19 protein-coding genes are annotated in these 19,515 nt (G+C 61.9%); 9 read left to right on the top strand and 10 right to left on the bottom strand.

What is annotated here, in order from left to right; genetic code table 11:
• Positions 1 to 4: 4 nt before the first annotated feature.
• Both GTF44_RS03655 and GTF44_RS03650 read left to right on the top strand, forming a co-directional pair.
• Positions 5 to 766 carry an ion transporter gene (locus GTF44_RS03655; RefSeq protein ID WP_171557593.1) on the top strand — a complete coding sequence of 254 codons (762 nt, stop codon included), beginning with the start codon at positions 5 to 7 and terminating at the stop codon, positions 764 to 766.
• Positions 763 to 1,842 carry a BMP family ABC transporter substrate-binding protein gene (locus tag GTF44_RS03650; protein ID WP_145211825.1) on the top strand — a complete coding sequence of 360 codons (1,080 nt, stop codon included), beginning with the start codon at positions 763 to 765 and terminating at the stop codon, positions 1,840 to 1,842. Before GTF44_RS03655 ends, GTF44_RS03650 begins: the two co-directional genes overlap by 4 nt.
• A 91-nt stretch (positions 1,843 to 1,933) precedes the next feature.
• On the opposite strand, the gene GTF44_RS03645 is transcribed toward GTF44_RS03650, so the two are convergent.
• Complete coding sequence (locus tag GTF44_RS03645; RefSeq protein ID WP_171557591.1) at positions 1,934 to 2,689, bottom strand: cyclopropane-fatty-acyl-phospholipid synthase family protein; 756 nt, start codon at positions 2,687 to 2,689, stop codon at positions 1,934 to 1,936.
• A 337-nt stretch (positions 2,690 to 3,026) separates the two neighbouring features.
• On the opposite strand from GTF44_RS03645, the gene GTF44_RS03640 reads away from it, so the two are divergent.
• From GTF44_RS03640 to GTF44_RS03625, 4 genes are all read left to right on the top strand, one after another.
• Positions 3,027 to 4,106: an FAD-binding oxidoreductase gene (locus GTF44_RS03640; RefSeq protein WP_171557589.1), complete on the top strand. Its 1,080-nt coding sequence runs from the start codon at positions 3,027 to 3,029 to the stop codon at positions 4,104 to 4,106.
• Positions 4,103 to 4,732, top strand: coding sequence for a DUF938 domain-containing protein (locus GTF44_RS03635; RefSeq protein ID WP_171557587.1), 630 nt, complete (start codon positions 4,103 to 4,105; stop codon positions 4,730 to 4,732). Before GTF44_RS03640 ends, GTF44_RS03635 begins: the two co-directional genes overlap by 4 nt.
• Positions 4,733 to 4,797: 65 nt before the next feature.
• Positions 4,798 to 5,154: a carboxymuconolactone decarboxylase family protein gene (locus tag GTF44_RS03630; RefSeq protein WP_171557586.1), complete on the top strand. Its 357-nt coding sequence runs from the start codon at positions 4,798 to 4,800 to the stop codon at positions 5,152 to 5,154.
• Positions 5,155 to 5,293: 139 nt separating this feature from the next.
• The gene (locus GTF44_RS03625; protein ID WP_171557584.1) at positions 5,294 to 5,824 is read left to right on the top strand and encodes a dihydrofolate reductase family protein; all 531 of its coding nucleotides are present in this window, start codon (positions 5,294 to 5,296) and stop codon (positions 5,822 to 5,824) included.
• Positions 5,825 to 5,854: 30 nt separating this feature from the next.
• On the opposite strand, the gene GTF44_RS03620 is transcribed toward GTF44_RS03625, so the two are convergent.
• From GTF44_RS03620 to GTF44_RS03605, 4 genes are all read right to left on the bottom strand, one after another.
• The gene (locus tag GTF44_RS03620) at positions 5,855 to 8,353 is read right to left on the bottom strand and encodes an FAD-dependent oxidoreductase (protein ID WP_171557582.1); all 2,499 of its coding nucleotides are present in this window, start codon (positions 8,351 to 8,353) and stop codon (positions 5,855 to 5,857) included.
• Positions 8,354 to 8,475: 122 nt separating this feature from the next.
• Complete coding sequence (locus tag GTF44_RS03615; protein ID WP_171557580.1) at positions 8,476 to 9,843, bottom strand: mannitol dehydrogenase family protein; 1,368 nt, start codon at positions 9,841 to 9,843, stop codon at positions 8,476 to 8,478.
• Positions 9,840 to 11,237, bottom strand: a complete 1,398-nt coding sequence (gene uxaC / locus GTF44_RS03610) for a glucuronate isomerase (RefSeq protein WP_171557579.1) — start codon at positions 11,235 to 11,237, stop codon at positions 9,840 to 9,842. The genes GTF44_RS03615 and uxaC overlap by 4 nt, the downstream gene beginning before the upstream one ends.
• Positions 11,238 to 11,341: 104 nt before the next feature.
• On the bottom strand, positions 11,342 to 11,548 hold the full coding sequence (locus tag GTF44_RS03605; protein ID WP_171557577.1) for a ParD-like family protein: 207 nt from the start codon (positions 11,546 to 11,548) through the stop codon (positions 11,342 to 11,344).
• 86 nt (positions 11,549 to 11,634) lie between these two features.
• Between GTF44_RS03605 and map the strand changes: the two genes are divergently transcribed.
• Positions 11,635 to 12,489 (top strand): type I methionyl aminopeptidase, encoded by an 855-nt coding sequence (gene map, locus GTF44_RS03600; RefSeq protein WP_171557575.1) that lies wholly within the window; start codon positions 11,635 to 11,637, stop codon positions 12,487 to 12,489.
• 70 nt (positions 12,490 to 12,559) lie between these two features.
• On the opposite strand, the gene GTF44_RS03595 is transcribed toward map, so the two are convergent.
• Positions 12,560 to 13,546 (bottom strand): D-glycerate dehydrogenase, encoded by a 987-nt coding sequence (locus GTF44_RS03595; protein ID WP_145211886.1) that lies wholly within the window; start codon positions 13,544 to 13,546, stop codon positions 12,560 to 12,562.
• A gap of 276 nt (positions 13,547 to 13,822) precedes the next feature.
• Here GTF44_RS03595 and GTF44_RS03590 point away from each other — a divergent pair, with 276 nt between their 5' ends.
• Entirely contained in the window at positions 13,823 to 14,260 is a 438-nt protein-coding gene (locus GTF44_RS03590) for an SH3 domain-containing protein (protein ID WP_253261169.1), read from the top strand.
• On the opposite strand, the gene GTF44_RS22365 is transcribed toward GTF44_RS03590, so the two are convergent.
• A complete protein-coding gene (locus GTF44_RS22365; protein WP_171557572.1) occupies positions 14,257 to 14,820 on the bottom strand; it encodes a TetR/AcrR family transcriptional regulator in 564 nt (187 codons plus the stop codon). The genes GTF44_RS03590 and GTF44_RS22365 overlap by 4 nt on opposite strands.
• 112 nt (positions 14,821 to 14,932) lie before the next feature.
• On the opposite strand from GTF44_RS22365, the gene GTF44_RS03580 reads away from it, so the two are divergent.
• Positions 14,933 to 15,973, top strand: coding sequence for an aldehyde reductase (locus GTF44_RS03580; RefSeq protein WP_171557570.1), 1,041 nt, complete (start codon positions 14,933 to 14,935; stop codon positions 15,971 to 15,973).
• A 14-nt stretch (positions 15,974 to 15,987) separates the two neighbouring features.
• Here GTF44_RS03580 and GTF44_RS03575 read toward each other — a convergent pair whose 3' ends face one another.
• From GTF44_RS03575 to GTF44_RS03565, 3 genes are all read right to left on the bottom strand, one after another.
• Positions 15,988 to 18,006 carry a M3 family metallopeptidase gene (locus GTF44_RS03575; protein ID WP_171557568.1) on the bottom strand — a complete coding sequence of 673 codons (2,019 nt, stop codon included), beginning with the start codon at positions 18,004 to 18,006 and terminating at the stop codon, positions 15,988 to 15,990.
• A 155-nt stretch (positions 18,007 to 18,161) separates the two neighbouring features.
• Positions 18,162 to 18,599 (bottom strand): DUF4399 domain-containing protein, encoded by a 438-nt coding sequence (locus tag GTF44_RS03570; protein WP_171557567.1) that lies wholly within the window; start codon positions 18,597 to 18,599, stop codon positions 18,162 to 18,164.
• 57 nt (positions 18,600 to 18,656) lie between these two features.
• Positions 18,657 to 19,460 (bottom strand): amino acid ABC transporter permease, encoded by an 804-nt coding sequence (locus tag GTF44_RS03565; protein WP_171557565.1) that lies wholly within the window; start codon positions 19,458 to 19,460, stop codon positions 18,657 to 18,659.
• Positions 19,461 to 19,515 lie beyond the last annotated feature (55 nt).

Genomic DNA, 19,515 nt, shown 5'->3' with positions numbered 1-19,515 from the left:
GCTGATGCGACGCGCCAAGATCATCCAGCTGCTCGACGGCACCCACCCGGGCGACAGCCGCGCCGTGGCTTTGGCGCTCAACGGGTTGATCCTGCTCTCGGCCATCGCCATCGCGGTCGAGACGATGCCGACACTTTCGGATCAGGCGCATCGCTTACTCGGCCTGTTCGAGATCGTGGTCTTGGTGATCTTCGCATTGGAATACGGAACCCGCGTGATCTGCGCCCCCCGCCCTCTGCGCTATATTTTCAGCTTCTGGGGGCTGATCGACCTTCTGGCGATCTTGCCGCTTTTGGCGCTTCTGCAACCGCAATGGACCGCCGTTCGGGTGCTGCGGCTTCTGCGGCTGATCCGTTTGTTGAAGCTCTTCCGCACCTCCCGCGCCCTCGACCGGATGGCCCGCGCCTTTCAGGCCGTCAAAGGCGAGTTGACCGTGTTTGGCGTTCTGGCGGGCATGATGCTCTATGTCTCAGCCGTAGGCATCTATGTCTTCGAGCACCCGGTCCAACCCGAGGCGTTTTCCTCGATCCCGATGTCGCTTTGGTGGGCGGTCGCCTCGCTCACCACGGTGGGATACGGCGATCTGGTGCCGATCACGCTTGGTGGGCGCCTCTTCACCACACTGGTCCTCTTTATTGGACTCGGCATTGTCGCCGGGCCAGCCGCCATCATCACAACCGCCCTATTAGAAGCGGACAAATACGAGGTTGATGAGAGCACCCCATCTGACACAGAAAAAACGTCCAACAAGGAGACACTGGAATGAATGCAACCCTCAAAACCCTAGCCAGCGCTGCGCTGGCCCTGGGCTTGGCAGCACCGGCCATGGCCCAAGACGACCCGCTGCAGGTCGGCTTTGTCTATGTCGGCTCGATCGGCGATCTGGGCTGGACCTATGAACATGATCAGTCGCGCCTCGCCGTCGAAGAGCATTTCGGCGACGCCGTCGAAACCTCCTATGTCGAGAACGTGCCGGAAGGCGCGGATGCGGAACGGGTGATGACGCAGATGGTGCTGAGCGGCGCCGACCTGATCTTCACCACCTCGTTTGGCTATATGGATGCGACCAACGCTGTGGCCGAACGCTTCCCCGACGTGCGTTTTGAACATGCCACCGGGTATCGCCGCGATCATCCGAACGTCTCGACCTATTCGGCGCGTTTCTATGAAGGCCGTGCCGTGATCGGCCATATCGCGGGTCATATGACCGAGAGCAATATCGTCGGCTACATCGCGTCCTACCCGATCCCCGAAGTGATCCGGGGTATCAACGCGGCCTATCACCATGCCCGCGCGGTGAACCCGGATGTCGAATTCCGCGTGGTCTGGGTCTATACCTGGTTTGACCCGGCGCAAGAAGCCGACGCGGCCCAGGCGCTGGTCGATCAAGGTGCCGATGTGATCATGCAGCACACCGACTCCACCGCGCCCATGACCGTGGCCGCAGAGGCCGAAGTTGTGGCCTTCGGTCAAGCCTCGGATATGGAGCAATTCGCCCCCTTCCCGCGCGTCGCCTCGATCATCGACAACTGGGCGCCCTATTACATCGACCGGACCCAGGCCGTGATGGATGGCACCTGGGAAAGCGTCGATACCTGGGACGGCATAGCGCCCGGCATGGTGGAGCTGGGTGAGTTCTCCGAGCGCATCCCGGCAGAGGTCCGCGCGTCGGCCCAAGCGCTTGCCGACAGCATTGCCGATGGCAGCTATCACCCCTTCACCGGCCCGCTGAACCGGCAAGACGGCACCGCCTGGCTGGCCGAGGGCGAAGTGGCCGATGATGGCACCCTGGCGGGGATGGATTTCTACATCGAAGGCATCACCGGCGAGATCCCGAACTGATCCGCCGATCGTCAGACAGTCGAAAGGCCCGCGATGTATGCGGGCCTTTCTTGTTTTTACGGCGCGGTCACAGCAGCCACTCGTGATCGGGTCAGACGGCCTTCAACACATAGAAGCTGTACCCGTAATAGGCCGCGTATTGCCGGAAGAGGTCGATCTCTCGTCGCGTGTCCGAGATGGCCTCTTGCATCGTCTTCGACGCAGAAGCGGCATGGACCTCAAGCTGCTTGAGAAGCGGATCGTAGTAGGTCGCCCACCATGCTCGCGCAGGCAGGCGCTCGGTGAACAAGAGGTCAAACCCATGCCGTTTCGCCGTGGCGATATTGGCCGCCTCACTGGCCATTTCAGGGTAGGCTTCGCCCCAATAGTCCAGAACCTCCTGCGGACGGTCGGGTCCGAACCAGCTCATCTCCGAGACGACGGCAATACCGTCCTCCGCCATCAGCGGCCGCCAGCGGCGCATCGCCCCATCGAAGGTCAGGTTATAGGCCGCCCCTTCGGACCACAGCAGGTCGAACTGATATAGCTCTGGGTCAAGCGCCCCCATATCCATGCAAAGCGGGGTGATCAGATGCGTCATCTCGCGACGTGCGGCCTCTTCGGCCAAAGCGCTCAGAAACGCCTCGGAGGTATCCACGCATAAGACCGGCTGCCGAAAATGATCGGCGAGCAGAAAGCTGGCAATGCCCGTGCCACATCCCAAATCCGCGATGGAGCAGGTCGGTGGCATATCTGGCAGCCGCCTGAGTATCTCTAAGGAAAACGCATCATCGCCGGGGCCTTGCCGGTCGGTCCCTTCGTGCAGAAAGGTCAATGCGTCATGCATCGTCATGTCGTCAGTGTTCATGTGAAGTCTCTTTCATAGGAACGTAAAAACACGGCCTTGGAAGCAGCCCCAAGCCGTTTCGAAAGCGCAACACCGCGGTCTCGCGCGTGTCGCTACGCTCCTACAATCTCCAACATCTTGTGCTCCTACCGGTTGAGCGATGAACCCCGGCAAAATAGGCACCGGGCAGGCCAGTTCAAGCCGCAAACGATCTGCGCAAGAGAACATATCGCGATGTGGCAAAAGCACATCGTGTTGCGCCTGTGGAGCCGCGGCAGGTGACGCTCAATTCGGCCTCAAATGGATCGGGGCGCATCCCCCTCTTGCTCCCCCTCGGCGCACATGCCACCACTTTGTCATGACTTATGATTTCCTGATCATCGGCGGCGGTATTGCGGGCGTTTCGGCGGGCGCGGAGCTGAGCAAACTCGGCTCGGTCCTGCTGCTTGAGGCCGAAGACGCGCTTGCCTATCACGCGTCTGGCCGCTCGGCCGCGCTCTTTGAAACGCATTACGGCCACCCCGTCACCATCGAGCTGAACAAAGCCTCCAAAGACCATCATATGACCGCCAATGGCGGCGTGCTGTCGCCACGTGGGTTGATGTTTGTGGGCAGCGCGACCGAGGCTGATACCTTCGCCCAAGACGTCGCCACGCTCCATCTCGATGAAATCGGCCTCGACGAGGCGCGCGGACTGATCCCGATCCTTGATCCGTATCACGTGGCCATGGCCGCCTATCACGACGCCGCTTGGGATCTCGACACCGACCGGTTGGTGCAGGACTATGTTCGCGAGATCAAAGCCAATGGCGGCACGGTTCAGAGCGGCGCGCGCGTGACCGAGATCACGCATAACCCCGGCCTCTGGCATGTCTCGGCAGGCACCGACAGCTTTGAAGCGCGGATCGTCGTGAATGCCGCCGGGGCCTGGGCCGATCATGTGGCGGCGCTGGCCGGCGTGCATCCTCTGGGCCTGAAACCACTTCGCCGGTCGATGGCGCGGATGCCGGCGCCGGGCGGTCATGATGTGAGCGGCTGGCCGATGCTGATCGGGGCGGGCGAAAGCTGGTATGCCAAACCCGATGCGGGCGCCTGGCTGGTTTCGCCCGCCGAGGAAGACCCGGCAGAGCCACATGATGCCTGGGCCGACGATCTGGTTTTGGCCGAGGGCATCGCCCGCTATCAGCCCTTCGTCACCGAGGAGGTCACACGGATCACGTCGACTTGGGCGGGTTTGCGCACCTTCTCGCCCGATCGTTGCCTGATCCTTGGCCCTGCCCCGGACAAGCCCGATTTCATCTGGGTCGCGGGGCAAGGCGGCTATGGGTTTCAGACCGCCCCGGCGGCCGCGCGGCTTGTCGCGGATGGGATGGCCGGTCGCGCCTCAGACCTGCCGCCCGAGATCGTTGCAGGGCTCAGCCCAGAGCGGTTCACATGACAGCCCCGCCAGACCTTCCGCCCGGTGCCCTCTCCGCGCCCGCTGCGCTCCGCAATCGTGAGGCGATCCTGTCGGTGTTGACGCGGATCGCGCCGCCAGAGGGGAACGCGCTGGAAATCGCCTCGGGCACCGGTGAACACATCATTGCCTATGCGCCCGCCATGCCGGGTCTGACCTGGCAACCGAGTGATCCAGATCCAGACCGACGCGCCTCAATCGCCGCTTGGAGCGCGGAACACCCCGCGCCGAACCTGCTGCCACCGATCGATCTGAATGCTTGCGCGCCCGGCTGGTCCGAAAACCACGGACCAAAAGACATGATCGTCTTGGTCAATCTGATCCATCTGATCTCGGATGCCGATACCGCGACCCTGCTTGCCGAGATTGCCAAGGCCCTCGCCCCCGGCGGTATTGCGGCGCTCTATGGGCCGTTCCTCCGCGACGGTGAGGCGACCTCGGAGGGCGACGCCACTTTCCATGCCAGCTTGCGCGCGCAGGATCCGGCGATTGGCTACAAGGATGTCATCGACGTGGCCGCGGCGCTGACCCGAAACGGGCTACATCTTTTTGAAACGGTGAAACTGCCGGCCAACAATCTCATGCTCTGCGTCGAACGAAAGATTTGACCCGGATCAAGGCGGCCTCGCCTCGCCATCCCTAAACCCTGGCCAAACACAAAAGGGGACAGAGAATGAGTTGGACCGAGAAAAACACCGAGATGCGGCAAAACCTGCGGGCGCTCTCGGGGGCCGCGCCGGACATGCTGAAAGGCTTCGGCGCGCTGTCGAAGGCGGTGAAGGCACCCGGTGCGTTGGATTTGAAGACCAAGGAATTCGTCGCTTTGGGGATTGCCGTCGCCGACCGCTGTGAGCCTTGTATCGGGTTCCATGTCGAGGCCTTGGTGAACGAAGGTGCGACACGCGAGGAGATCGCTGATGTCCTGTCAATGGCGGTGCAGATGGGCGGCGGCCCGTCGCTGATGTATTCGGCCAAGGCGCTGGCCTGTTTCGATGAATTGGTCAGCGGTATCGCCCAGGCGGCGGAATAGCCGGGGCTTGCCGCTTCCGGGGACGACCTGCTAGGATCGGCACCTCAAAAAGGAGTGCTCTGCCAATGATCAAGACAGCCTAAAACCGACACACGACCCGGATTGGGTCACAGGCTTTCTCGATCAAACGGAGCATTCCATGCATCCCATTATTTACGACGTGGCGGTTTCCGCCGACGGGTTCATTGCGGGCCCAAATGCCGACATTTCGGCCTTCCCAAGCGAGGGCGACGTGTTGAGCGATTACCTCGCGCGGCTGCAAAGCTACAAAACGGTCCTGATGGGTCGGGCGACCTATGAGTTCGGCTATGACTATGGCTTGGCTCCGGGCGACAACCCCTATCCTTGGGCAGAGAGCATTGTTGTCTCAACCGGGCTGAGCCTGCCCGACGGGGCCTCGGTCACGCAGTGGCGCGACCTGACCGACAGCGCGCTCCGTGAGCTTAGACAAGCCAGCGATGGGCCGATCTATCTTTGCGGCGGCGGTCATTTGGCGGCGCAGCTGATGAATATGGGCCAAATCGACCAATTGCGTCTGAAACGCGCGCCCATCCTGCTTGGCAGTGGGACGCAGCTTTTCGACGGGCTGGTCCGACGGCCCCGGCTCACGCTCTCGGACCAGACCGATTATGGTCACGGCTTGATCTATCAGGCGTTCACGGTCGGCTGATCCCCACGCCGCGTTTTCCGCGTCACGATCTCAGCCCGTGACGCGGATTACCGCATTTGTCGGATCATAGGGGCTGTCTTCGACGATTTCGGCCTTCCAAAGCTGGTTCAGCATTTTGACCTTCAGCTTCTGCCCCGTCACCGCCAAATCTGGCCGCACATACCCCATCCCGATGGACTTTCCAAAGGCCACGGAATAGCCGCCGGACGTCAGGCGCCCCACTTTGACATCCCCATCATAGAGCGCCTCTCGACCCCAAGGATCGGCATCTGCAGGCCCGTCAATCAGGAGCGTCACACATTTGGAGCGGATGCCAAGCGCCTCCATCTCGGCCTTGCCATGGAACGCCTTCGAGAGGTCCACAAACCGGTCAAGCCCGGCTTCCAGCGGCGTCGCATCCCGGCCCAGTTCGGTGCCGAAAGCTCGGTAGCTCTTCTCCTGCCGGAGCCAGTTCTGCGCCCGCGCGCCGACCAGTTTCAACCCATGCGGCTCACCCGCCGCCATCAGCTGATCGAACAGGTAAGTCTGCATCTCGATCGGGTGGTGCAACTCCCAGCCCAATTCGCCGGTATAGGCGACCCGGATGGCGCGCACCGGACACATGCCCAACTCGATCTCGCGGCACGAGAGCCAGGGGAACCGCTTGTTGCTCAGAGCGGTTTCCGGATCGGCATCCCTGACAAGGGTTTTCAACACATCACGCGATTTCGGCCCCGCTATCGCAAAGACGCCCCATTGGGTCGTCACATCCTGCTCGTTGATGCGGCCAAACTCGGCCTCTTTCTCCATAATCGCTTTGTAGAGATAATCCTGATCATAGGCGTGCCAGGCCCCGGCGGAGACAAGATAGTAATCCTCCTCGCCGGTCCGCACGATCGTGTATTCCGTCCGTGTCGTACCTGCGCCAGTCAGCGCATAGGTCAGGTTGATCCGCCCCACCTTGGGCAGGCTATTGGTGGTGAACCAGTCCAGGAACGCCGTCGCGCCCGGCCCGCTGATCCGGTGCTTGGTGAAAGCGGTTGCATCGATCAGGCCGACGCCGTTGCGGATCGCCTCCGCCTCGGATTTCGCATAATCCCACCAGCCGCCACGCCGGAACGACCGGCTGTCATGATCGAAGCTCTCCGGTGCGTCCACGGGCCCGAAATAATTCGGCCGTTCCCAGCCATTCACCTGCCCGAACTGCGCACCACGGGCTTTCTGTCGGTCATAGGCGGGCGAGGTCCGCAACGGGCGGCAGGCGGGCCGCTCCTCATCGGGATGGTGGAGAATGTAGACATGGTCGTAACATTCCTCATTCTTCCGCGCCGCATATTCGGTGGTCATCCAGGGGCCGTAGCGCTTGGGATCGAGCGAGGCCATGTCGATCTCGGCTTCGCCATCGACCATCATCTGCGCTAGGTAGTAGCCGGTGCCGCCCGCCGCGGTGATGCCGAAGCTGAAGCCCTCGGCCAGCCACATATTGTGTAGCCCCGGCGCGGGGCCGACCAGCGGGTTGCCATCGGGTGTGTAGCAAATCGGGCCGTTGAAATCGTCCTTAAGACCGCTCTCCTCACAAGACGGGATGCGATGGATCATCGCCATATACTGCGCTTCGATCCGCTCCAGATCGAGCGGGAAGAGATCGGCGCGGAAACTGTCCGGCACGCCATATTCAAACCGCGCGGGCGCGTTTTTCTCATAGACCCCCAAAATCCAGCCGCCGCGCTCTTCGCGCACATAGGACTGCGCGTCGGCATCGCGGATCACCGGGTGCTCGGGGTTGTCCTTGCGCCATTCCTGCAACGTAGGGTCCTGATCCATAACGATGAACTGGTGCTCGACCGGGATCGCCGGGATCTTGATGCCAAGCATTTGAGCCGTGCGCTGCGCATGGTTGCCAGAGGCAGTGACCACATGTTCGGCGGTGATCACGATCTGCTCGTCGGAGGCGACCAGATTGCCGCCCTTCTCCACCATCTTGGTGCAGGTGACTTCCCAGGCCGCGCCGGTCCAATGGAACCCATCCGCCTGCCATTTCCGCTCGATCATCACGCCGCGTTGACGGGCGCCCTTGGCCATCGCCTGGGTCACATCGGCGGGGTTAATGTAGCCGTCGGTGTTGTGATAAAGCGCGCCTTTCAGATCGTCCGTGCGGATGAGCGGCCAGCGGGCTTTGATCTCATCCGGCGTCAGCCATTCATAGGGCACACCAACGGTCTCTGCGGTGGAGGCGTAGAGCATATACTCATCCATCCGCTCTTGCGTCTGCGCCATCCGCAAATTGCCGACGACCGCGAAGCCCGCGTTCAGGTCCGTCTCTTCCTCCAGCGTTTTATAAAACTTCACGCTGTAATCGTGGATATGAGTCGTCGCGTAGCTCATATTGAAGAGTGGCAGGAGCCCGGCGGCATGCCAGGTGGAGCCCGAGGTCAACTCGTCCCGCTCCAGGAGCATCACATCGTCCCAACCCGCCCGCGCGAGATGATAGGCAATCGAGGTGCCGACCGCACCGCCGCCAACAACAAGGGCTTTCACTTGGGTTTTCATCACGTTCACTCCGGGCAGATCTTCGGGCCTGATCTTCCATGCCAGAGCCCGCGCTCGCAAGCCTCGCCCGCCCGACGCAATCCCGCGTAAAAACGACATTGCGCCATCGGTCGCGGGGCAGCCTAGGCCGGGAGCCGCGCCAAAACCCCCTCGCGGAACCAGTGGGCGTCGCTCAGATCGCCAAAGACCGCGCGCAGATCGAGCACCGCGTCAGGTCCTTTTGCGGCGGCCAGCCGCAGCTCATCGGCCATCGGGTCTTCCGGCGCAAACCGCTCCAGATAGCGCAGCCAGCCAGCGACACCCGTGGCCAGTGCGCCCCAAGGCCGTCCCGCTGCATGCGCCTCGGCAATCGGTGCCAAGAGTCGTTGCGGCAGCTTCTGACTGCCATCCATCGCGATCTGCGCGGTCTTGTGATGTAGCGCCGGGTTGCGGAACCGCTCCTGCAAGCGGGTTGCATAGGCCGACAGCTCGTCTTGCGGCAAAGACAGCGTGCTCGCGGCCTGGGTCATCACACCTGCCACAAGCTCGGCCAGTTCCGCATCCCCCATCACGTCCGCGACGGTCTCATGCCCCCGGAGCTGACCCAGATAGGCCAGCGTCGAATGCGCGCCGTTCAACATGCGCAACTTCATATGTTCATATTGTGCAACGTCGGAGACGAACTGCACGCCAGCCGCCGCTAAATCCGGTCGGCCAGCCGGGAACCGATCCTCCACCACCCATTGACAGAAGGGTTCGGTGACCACGGGCCAAGCATCCTCAAGACCGGTTAGTGCCGCAACCTCCGCGCGATCTGCCTCGGTCGTGGCGGGCACGATCCGATCCACCATGCTGGAGGGGAACGCCACCTCTGCCCTGATCCACTCCGCCAGCCTTAGGTCCCGCAACGCCGCGAATTGAAGGACGACCCGGGCCAGCGCTGCGCCGTTTTCGGGAAGGTTATCGCAACTCAGCACGGTGAAAGGCGGGGCGCCCGCCGCCCGGCGCAATCGCAGCGCTTCGACCAGCAAACCCGGGACAGACCCCGGCCTCTCAGGCGTCGCCAAATCTGCCGCAACCGCCGGATGGGCTTGGTCCAAGTCGCCCGCCCCATCGCGGTAATAACCCTTTTCCGTCACGGTCAGGCTGACAATCCGCGTCGCTGGATCCGTCATCGCCGCCAGCACCGACGCGATGTCCTCACCCGCGACCAAAACCTCCAAAACCGACCCGATCACCCGCGCCGCGGTCCCCGCCCCATCGCGCACCGCCAGGGTATAGAGCCCGCTTTGGGGCGCAAGCGCATCCCGCATATCGGGCCGGCGGAGGGAGATGCCGCGAATGCCCCAATCGGGCGTCGCCGTAAGACATTCATCGACATAGACAGCCTGATGTGCGCGGTGAAAATTGCCCAGACCCAGATGCACAATCCCCGGCGTGACATGAGCGCGATCATAGGCGGGCCGCTCGATGTTCCCTGCGCGGGCCAGCGCGTCCGGCGTCAATCTCATAGCCGATAGGCCTTGCGGGGCAGATCCACAGTCAGAACACGCGCCAGCTCAAACGCCTCCGGCTCGCGCAACTGTCCATCCGCGACCAGCCGGGCGAGATAGGCGCAATCCACCCGCCGCGCCATATCATGCCGGGCCGGGATCGAGGGGAAAGCGCGGGTGTCATCGTTGAAGCCCACCGTGTTATAGAACCCGGCTGTCTCTGTGGTCATCTCACGGAACCGCCGCATCCCCTCGGCGCTGTCATGGAACCACCAGGCCGGCCCAAGCCGCAGACAGGGATAGGCCCCGGCCAGGGGGGCCAGCTCGCGGGTATAGGCCGCCTCGTCCAACGTGAAGAGGATCAACGTGAAATTCGGATGCATCCCGACTGCATTCAACAACGGCCGGAGTGCATGGACATAATCGGTCCGGGTCGGGATATCGAAGCCTTTGTCCCGCCCGAACTCGTTGAAAACACGAGCATTATGATTGCGAAAACTGCCCGGATGGATTTGCATCACCATCCCATCCTCGGCGCTCATCTTCGCCATTTCGGTCAGCATCTGTGCCCGGAATAACGCCGCATCTCCCGCCTCGGCGCGCCCAGCGCGCAGGCGATCATAAAGCGCCGCCGCATCGGCCTGGCTCAAATCCGCCGTTTCCGCCGTCGGGTGCCCATGGTCGGTTGCGGTTGCCCCGTGATCCCGGAAATAGGCCCGACGCAGCCGATGCGCCTCCAGATACCCGGCCCAACTCTCGGTCTCGCCGCCGGTGATCTCCGCCAACTGATCAAGCGCACCTGCGAAGCCTTCATAGTCCGGGTCCGTCACCTGATCGGGCCGATAGGTGGTGATCACCCGGCCGGGCCAATCACTCTCGGCGATCGCCTTATGATGGGTGAGCGGATCAAGCGTGCCTTCGGTCGTGGCCAAGACCTCGATCTTGAACCGGTCGAACAGGGCCCGAGGCCGGAACACGTTATCGGCCAAACAGGCGGCGATCCGGTCGTAATATGCCGTCGCGGTGGACGGATTGAGCGGTTCCTCAAGGCCAAACAGAGTCTCGAATGTATAATCCAGCCACGCCCGGGTCGGAGTGCCCGCGAAAAGGTGATAGTGCTCCGCAAACCGCGCCCAAATCATCCTTGGGTCGGTCTCCACAGGGCCGCCATCCAGCCGCGCCACGCCCATATCCTCCAGCCGCACCCCCTGGCTCACCAACATGCGCAGCACATAATGATCCGGCACAATCAGAAGATGGGCGGGGTCGGAAAACGGCGCATTGGTGGCGAACCATTCCGGGTCGCAATGGCCATGGGGGCTGATAATGGGCAGATCGGCGACCGTGTCATAAAGCGCGCGGGCCAAGCCGCTCTGTCCGAGAATAAGGTGATCTGTACTGAGCTTGCCCATGGCGCCACCCTAGCCGGGCCATGCAAAGTGGCAAGAGAGTCGTTGGCATCGATTGCGGCTTTGCGGACGAAGTGAGCTTTCGCTGCGGTTACGCTAAGGTCGGCTTATGCTGCATCTACCTCTGGCACCTTCACGTCAGCTTCCTTGAGCTGTCGTGCGATAATCTCATTGAAGGTGAGATCGGCGTTTATTTCAGCCAGCATTCCGACTTTTATCCAGAATTCAGCCTGAGCATTGATCGACCGGCACATGACAGTGCTGGCCTTGCGGATATCTTCGTGCAGTCCGTCGCCAATCTTCACGATGCCCATTGAAGCGCCTCCAAATTGGAAATATACGAAACATATACGATTCGTATAGAGTATGATCTATACCGAGTATAGAGGCGGAATGTTAGATGGACAGCTATATCAACGTCCCTGTCGCGCCTGCTGCGAAAGACGCCCGCAGAACAGAACGCATCAAGCTCTACGGCCCGGATGCCTTCGAGGGGATGCGTCGCGCTGGTACATTGACGGCCGCTTGTCTGGATGGCGTGGCTGATTTGGTCCGCCCCGGTCTGCCACTCTCTGAGATCAACACATTTGTGTTGGATTTCGCTTCCGCTCACGATGCGTTACCGGCAACTCTTGGCTACAAGGGTTACAAATACGCGTGCTGCACGTCAGTGAATCATGTGGTGTGCCACGGTTTTCCTAACGAAAAGACGTTGCGCGACGGCGACATCGTCAACGTGGATGTGACGCTGATACGTAACGGATGGTATGGCGACTCCAGCCGGATGTATGTGGCGGGCAAGCCGAAGCGGGCGGCAGAGCGCCTGATCCAAATCGCATATGAGGCGATGATGCGCGGGATCGAGATCGTGCGCCCTGGTGCGCGATTGGGCGACATCGGCCATGCCATTCAATCCTACGCTCGGTCAGAGCGTTGTTCGGTTGTCCGAGACTTTTGCGGCCACGGCATCGGTCAGGTTTTCCACGACTCTCCAAACATCCTGAATTTCGGCAAGGCTGGCGAAGGGTTAGAGTTGCGCGAAGGCATGATCTTCACCGTTGAACCGATGATCAATCTAGGGCGCTGCGAAGTGAAGATGCTCGCCGATGACTGGACTGCTGTGACCCGCGATAAATCCCTGTCCGCTCAGTTCGAGCATTCGATTGGCGTCACAGCCGATGGGTTTGAAATTTTTACCGGGTCGGCCTCGGGGCGTCATGCGCCAGGCATCCGGATTGACTCATCGACGACATAGCCGCCATTCCAACAGAATGCAGCATCCATCATTTCGGGCTCAGAGCCGTCCTTCGACGCCGCAACACCGCTCACAACATCGACGGCACGACCAGATCCGGCGGGCGGTGTCCATCATCGAACGTCTTGATATTGATGATGACTTTCTCACCCATCTCGACGCGGCCCTCCAACGTGGCCGAGCCCATATGCGGCAACAACACCACGTTCTCCAACTCGCGAAGCCGCGGGTTCACGTCATGGCCGCGCTCAAAGACGTCCAGCCCCGCCCCCGCAATCTCACCGGCCCGCAGCATCCGGGTCAGCGCGTTTTCGTCGATCACTTCGCCCCGCGAGGTGTTCACGATCACCGCCGAAGGCTTCATCAGTTTCAACCGCCGCGCATTCATCAGATGGAAGGTCGACGGCGTGTGCGGGCAGTTGATCGACAGCACATCGACCCGCGCCAGCATTTGATCGAGGCTTTCCCAATAAGTCGCCTCCAACTCGGCTTCGATATCCTCATGCACCCGGCGACGGTTGTGGTAATGCACCTGCATCCCAAAGGCCGCCGCACGCCGCGCCACCGCTTGGCCGATCCGGCCCATGCCCAGGATGCCCAGCCGTTTCCCGCCGATGCGCCCGCCCATATAGGCGGTGGGTGCCCAGCCCTCCCACCGGCCCGCCTGCATCACGGCCAACCCTTCGGGAATGCGCCGGGTGACGGCCAGGATCAGCGCCATGGTCATATCCGCCGTATCATCGGTCATCACGCCGGGTGTGTTCGAGACCAAAATCCCCCGCTGCCGGGCGGTGGAGACGTCGATATGATCCACGCCGGCGCCGTAATTTGCGATTAGTTTCAACCGGTCACCGGCTTGGCCCAACATGCCCGCGTCGATCTGGTCGGTGATGCAGGGCACCAAAACATCCGCCCGCGCCATGGCCGCAACCAGCTCTGATTTGTCCATCGGGCCGACCTCGGTGCGCAACTCGACATCGAAAAGCTCGCTCATCCGCGTCTCAACGGCTTCCGGCAACCGTCGCGTAACGACAACACTCAGCTTCTGACCTGGCATCCCGGCAATCCCCTCACTGGCATTTCTGCGCCTGTCGTGACACTCTCTGATCCAAGGCGGGGGCGCAAGATGTCGCCACAGAACCGCGACAAATGAGCAGTGGAAGCCGCGAACAACAGCGGTCGGGACAACAGACAGGCGAACCCACATATGTGGACCAGATTTCTATCGGTGCTTTTTGCCCTGGCCCTTGGGTCCGCAGGTTTGGCATTGGCGCAAGGTACCGAGCCAACCCCGCGCCCAGAAACCCCCGAAGTCACGCAGGTTATTGCCACCATGGCCCCACGCGAAGGCCCGGTGACCGGTTTCCCGCTGCCGCGCTATGTCTCGATGAAAGCCTCCGAGGGCAATGCACGGCGCGGCCCGTCGCGCAGCCATCGGATCGATTGGGTGTTTCAACGCCGCAATATGCCGATGATGATTGTCGCCGAGCATGGCCATTGGCGCCGGGTCGTGGACCGCGACGGCGCCGGCGGCTGGATGCACTATTCACTGCTCTCCGGCGTGCGCACCGCGATTGTCGAGGTTGATATGTTGGAGATGCATCAACGCCCCGATCTTGAGTCTCCCGTTCGGGCGCAGGCGGAGTTGGGGGTCATCGGCCGACTTGAGGAATGCAATGGCGCATGGTGTCAGATGAGCACTGGCGGCCACCGGGGTTGGGTGCCGATCAGTGCGCTTTGGGGGGTCGAACCGGGCGAGGTCTTCGACTAATCCGCCGAGAGCAGGGCCGCGATGGATTTCGCCAAGAGCGTCAGCCGCGTCTCATAATGCTCGGGCGACCTCACCTCCTGCTTCATCGCATAGAGCGCCCGCAAGACCATATCGGCCAATGCGTCGGGCGCGATTGCCGGGTCGTCCGCCGATTGCACCTCGCCAAAATACCGGGCCATCGCGGCGACAAAGCGGTCATCCGCGTCGCAGCCAATATCATGGGCCACTTCCAGCCCCGTCCCCATCAACTCGGCCCCGTGGGGTGAGCTGAACACCTGCTCCATCAACGGCCCACTCTTTTCGTGAAACGCATGCAGCAAGGTCTCGTCGACCGGGCCGCCAGGAACCAGCGCGGCTTCGAACCGGGTGACGGCCTCGGCAAACATCATCGCCGCCGCCGACCGGAACACATCGCGTTTGTTCTTGAAATGCAGATAAAGCGCCGCGCGCGACACGCCCGCCTGCTGCGCGATATCTTCCATCGAGGTGCGCTTAAAGCCATAGAGCAGGAACGCTTCCATCGCCGCGTGGATCAGGTGCTCAGGCTTGTCGTCTAACATCGCTTCTAAACGCTCTTGACAGTTTTTGTTATTTTTGTCAGAACTCGACTGACAATTTCTGCCAAAAATGTCAGAAGCCTCCCACCGACGCAAGCCCGAAAGGACCTTTGCCATGACCGAGACCGCCGCCAAGCCCCTTGTTCTTGTCACTGGAGCCACCGGGTTCATTGGCCAACATGTGATCTTACAACTCCTGGAGACAGGCTACCGGGTGCGCGGCACGATGCGGTCCCTCTCCAAGGCCGATCATGTGCGCGAGACCTTGGCCCAGGTGACCGACAAGATCGACAATCTGAGCTTCGCGGCGGTTGATCTGACCTCGGACGACGGCTGGCCCGAGGCGATGGAAGGCGTGACCTTTGTTCAGCACGTCGCCTCCCCCTTTCCGATGGGCACCCCGGACAACCCAGATGACTTGATCATCCCGGCGCGCGATGGCGCGCTGCGGGCGTTGCGCTTTGCCAAGGCGGCGGGCGTCAAACGGGTGGTGCTGACCTCTTCGGTCGCGGCGATCGGGTATGGGCATGGCGATGATCTGCCGGAGGTGGTTGATGAAACCCTTTGGTCGCCAAGCGAGCTGGTAAAGGACCACACGGCCTATTCGCTCTCCAAAACCATTGCCGAGCGGGCGGCCTGGGACTTCATCGAAACCGAAGGCGCAGGGATGGAGTTGAGCGTCATCAACCCCGCCTTGGTTCTGGGACCGATGGTGGGCAAGGACGATTCCACCTCTCTGCAAATCGTCAATGGCTTGATGACGGGGATGTTCCCCGCCTATCCGGATTTCGGGTTTGGCGTTGTCGATGTCCGGGATGTGGCCAAGGCGCATCTGCTGGCGATGGAGCATCCCAAAGCGGCCGGCGAACGGTTTTTGGTCAGCGCGGAGTATATGATGCTGCGCGAGATGGGCGAGACGATCCGCGCCACCTATCCCGATCACGCCCGGAAGGTCCCGAAGTGGGATATGCCAAGCTGGCTGATGCGGTTGATGGCGATTGCGATGCCATCGGCACGGCAGATTTTGCCAGAACTTGGCCGCCGCCGCCGGAGCAGCGCGGCCAAGGCCGAGCGGGTTTTGGGCTGGCAACCGCGCCCGGCCCGTGACGCCGTGGTCGCGTCTGCGGGCGACCTGATCGAGAAAGGCTTCGTCTGACGCCGGGGCCCGGGTCAGGCGACCTGATCCAAGCCCCGGCCTTTCAACAGCGCCTCGACCCCCGGCATCCGGCCCCGGAAGGCGGTGTAGAGCGCATCCGCTTCCTGGCTGCCGCCAGCCGAGAGGATAAACGTCTCCAGCTTCCGCGCCATCTCGGCGTCAAACGCGCCGCCCGCCTCTTCAAAGGCCTCAAACGCGTCGGCATCCATGACCTCGGACCACATGTAGCTGTAATAACCCGAGGAATAGCCGTCGCCTGCGAAGACATGGGCGAAATGCGGCGTCGCATGGCGCATCCCAATCGCGTGCGGCATGCCGATCCTGCCAAGCGTCTCCGTCTGCGCCACCATCGGGTCCGTCGGGGCCTTGCCATCATGGAAATCCAAATCAACCAGGGCCGAGGCGACATATTCGACGGTCTGGAACCCCATATCATAAGTCTGCGCCGCCAAAAGCCGGTCGAGCAGGTCTTTCGGCATCGCCGCGCCGGTTTCCGCGTGGCGGGCGTGTTTCTCCAACACCTCGGGCACTTCCAGCCAATGCTCATAAAGCTGGCTTGGCAGTTCCACGAAATCGCGCGCGACCGAGGTGCCGGAAATCGAGCCATAGGTCACATTCGAGAGCATCTGGTGCAGCGCGTGGCCAAATTCATGGAACAGCGTCCGAGCGTCATCATAGGAGAGCAGCGCCGGGTCGCCCTTGGCGAAGTTGCAGACATTGACGACGATGGGCCGCGTGTCGCCGCCGAGTTTCTTCTGGCTCCGCATCGCGGAACACCACGCGCCGGAGCGCTTTGAGCCGCGCGCAAAATAATCGCCGATGAACACCGCGATATGCGTGCCGTTCCGCGTCACCTCCCAAGCGCGCGCATCCGGGTGGTAGAGCGTCACATCCAGCGGCGCAAACTCCAGCCCAAACAGGCGGTTGGCGCAGTCGAACGATGCCTCGATCATCGCATCGAGTTGCAGATAAGGTTTCAGCGCCGCCTCATCGAGATCATGCTCGGCCTTGCGCCGTTTCTCCGCATAATAACGCCAATCCCACGGCTCCAGATCGCCATTCACACCTTCGTCGCGCATCATCTGAGTAAGCGTCTCGGCATCCGCATCGGCCTGCGCCTTTGCCGGCTCCCAGACCTGCATCAGCAGGTCGCGCACCGCATCTGGCGTCTTGGCCATTTCGGTTTCCAGCTTGAAGGCCGCGAAACTGTCATAGCCCAGCAATCCGGCGCGCTCTTCCCGCAAGGCCAAAGTCTCCGCCGCAATCCCCAGATTGTCAGTCTCGCCACCATTGGCCCCACGCGCCGCCCAGGCCTTATAGGCAGTCTCGCGTAGGTCCCGCCGCGGGGAGAACTGCAAAAACGGCACGATAATCGAACGCGAGAGCGTCACGACCGGGCCGTCGACGCCCTTTTCCTCACCCGCCGCCCGCGCCGCAGCGATGGCAAACTCGGGCAGACCCTCCAGATCGGCCTCTTCCAGCTCCATGAACCATTCCCGCTCATCGGCCAGAAGATTCTGCATGAAGCTGGTGCCCAGCACCGCCAGACGGCTTTTCACCTCTGTCAGCCGCTCCGCCGCCGCGCCTTCCAGCGCCGCCCCCGCGCGCACAAAACTGCGATGGGTGAGCATCAACACACGGGCCTGCTCCGGCGTCAGATCGAGATCATCCCGCTGCTCCCAGAGGGTCTTGATCCGCTGCCAAAGCGCGCGGTTATTGGTGATCTCCGACGCATAGGCCGAGAATTTCGGCGCATAGTCCCGCTGCAACGCCTCGCGCATCGGGGTCGCGTCGGAGCCTGCGAGGTTGAAGAAGACCCCCGCCACCCGGTCGAGCGTTTCGTCGGCCAGTTCCATCGCCTCGATCGTGTTGGCAAAGGTCGGCGCTTCGGGGGTCTCTGCAATCGCCTGATAGGCCGCGCGGCCCTCCTCAAGCGCGGCGTCAAGCGCCGGCGCGAAATCCGCATCGGTGATCGCGTCGAAAGGCGGAAGTTGGAACGGTGTGTCCCAGTTGGACAGAAGCGGATTGGTCATCGGGATCTCCTTTGACCAACAGATAGAACGCCGCCGCGCCGGTCGAAAGAGATTTGATGCCTCCGGCGGCCATATTCTCCGGATCGTGAGGCCGGGCGTACCGGCCGTTTCTCCATCCGCTCAGAATAGGCCGCCGGAAGCCGGTTCAGCCCGCTTTACTCCACGGTGATCGTGATCACGTCGCTGACGATCGGCGGGCCATGGGGCACATGGCCCGCATCGCCTAGGACAAGCTGAAGCGTATGCTCGCCAGGCGGCAAATCCAAAGTGAACTGGGTCTGCCCACCGCCGAAATGGTAGTGATTATCATCGTTCGGTATGCCCAGCACCAGTTCCTCCGCGCCGAACTCCCCCTCGCCAAAAGGCGCGCGGTTCAGCAGCAGATGGTGATGCCCGGTATTCTCAGCTTCGGTGCCGGCGGGCGCCACGCCCATCCCACTCAGTCCGAAATAGAGTGTGACGGGGCTCGTCACGGTATCACCGTCTTCAAGCCCGACAAAATGAACCGCCGCACCCTCTGGTGCAGGTGTGCCCTGGGCAAAAACCGGCGCCGCTGCCAGCAAAGCGGCGGCAAAAAACACTGAACGTATCATGCTGTCCTCCTCCTCCGTCATCATGGTGCCGTAGGGGAAATCTAGCACAAATCCGCCTCAAGTCCGGCGATCTTGCCCCAGTCGCATGCGCTGCTCCAACCGCCGCAGCAAGATTGAGAGCGTAATGGTCATCGACAGATAAATCAGCGCCACCACGTTATATGTCTCGAAATAGCGGAAATTGCTGGCCGCCGTGACCTTGCCCAATTGGGTGATGTCGAGCACGCCGAGGACCGAGACCAGGCTCGAGTCTTTCACCATGGCGACAAAATCATTGCCCAAGGGCGGCAGGATCGTGCGGATCGCCTGCGGGAAGATGATAAAGCGGAAGCGGAGCCAGCGGCCCATACCAAGCGCTTCGGCGGCCTCGATCTGCCCCCGTTCGACCGATTGCAACCCGGCGCGGAACACCTCGGCTATGAAGGCCGAATAGCCAATGGCCAGCGCGATGATCGCCCGCCACAGGAGCGGAAAGTCGCGGGTTCGGATCGTCTCGGCACCGACAGCCTCGGCCAGCCAATTGTAAAATGCCACCAGGGCGGGGACGAAAACAAAGGCGACATAGAGCAAAAGCACGATGATCGGCACGCCGCGGATGATCTCGACATAGAACCGCGCCATTTGGCGGAGGATCACGCTGCGCGACAGGCTGGCCAGCGCCAAGAGCATCCCCATCGAGGCGGCAAGCGCGAACCCGATCAGGGTCACAAAGATCGTGATCAAGATACCCTGGCGGAGCGTGCTGAGCACCTGGGAATAGATGTCATCGGTCAGCACCTGCCAAAGCGCATAAGCACCAAGGCCGATGACGGCCAGAAGCCACCAGGGAAACTCCCGCTCGGGCGGGCTGGACGGGATCATGAGGGAGAATGGCCCCGGCCCGTTGGGGCCAGAGCAAAGGGGTGCATCATCGTAT

The organism is Roseobacter sp. HKCCD6576-2, from assembly GCF_013179285.1.
Lineage (GTDB): Bacteria > Pseudomonadota > Alphaproteobacteria > Rhodobacterales > Rhodobacteraceae > Rhodophyticola > Rhodophyticola oceani.
Note: the sequence above shows the minus strand (reverse complement) of the source record. Positions and strands in the feature narration are given on the sequence as shown.